Source organism: Streptomyces triticirhizae, assembly GCF_003696235.1.
Classification (GTDB): domain Bacteria; phylum Actinomycetota; class Actinomycetes; order Streptomycetales; family Streptomycetaceae; genus Streptomyces; species Streptomyces triticirhizae.
Genome location: NZ_RFFJ01000420.1, coordinates 1 through 739 on the forward strand (window position 1 = coordinate 1; position 739 = coordinate 739).

The window sequence follows — 739 nt, forward strand, 5'->3', positions numbered from 1 at the left end:
GTCTCGGCCGGCAGCGCCAGCCAGCCGTCGGCGGTGCGCAGCGGCCGGTCCAGCGGGGTCCAGACGGCGCGGGCGGCGGGGCGCGGGACGAGGGCCGCCGCCGACAGCAGCGAGGAGTCGACGCGGGCGCCGCGCCCCGAGGTCGCCCGGCGCAGCAGCGCGGCCACGACCCCGTGGGCGCTCAACACGCCGCCCAGCACGTCGGTGAGCGTCATCAGCGAGGGTGTCGGCGGCTCGCCGGCCGGCCGCAGCGCGGCGGCCAGACCGGCGTGCGCCTGGGCGAGGTAGTCCGTGCCGATGGGTGGGGTGGCGTGGCCGAAGGCGTCGCCGAAGCCGGAGGCCGCCGCGTAGACCAGCTCGGGCCGCGCGCGCCACAGGTCGGCCGCGTCGAGGCCGAGGCGTTCGGCCCGGCCGGGCGGCCAGTTGTGGAGGAACACGTCCGAGCCGGCGGCGAGTTCGGCGGCGGTGCGGCGGCCGGCCTCGGTGCCGAGGTCGGCCTCGACGGCGGTCTTGCCGGCGTTGAGCGCGGCGAAGCGCGCGGAGCAGTGGCCCGAGAACGGCGGCAGGCCGCGCATCGGGTCGCCGCCCGGCGGCTCGATCCGCAGCACCTCGGCGCCGAGCAGCCGCAGCACATGGCCGGCGAGGGGCCCCTGGACCCGGTTGGTCGCCTCGACCACCCGCAGCCCGGCCAGCGGCAGCGGCCCGCCGGCGGGCGGCAGGGGCGCGTTGCCGCGCGCCG

1 protein-coding gene is annotated in these 739 nt (G+C 80.4%); it reads right to left on the bottom strand.

Annotation, left to right across the window (positions count from 1 at the left end):
- A partial coding sequence (locus EBN88_RS30085) for a CoA transferase (RefSeq protein WP_199742547.1) occupies window positions 1–739 on the bottom strand: 739 nt, incomplete at both ends.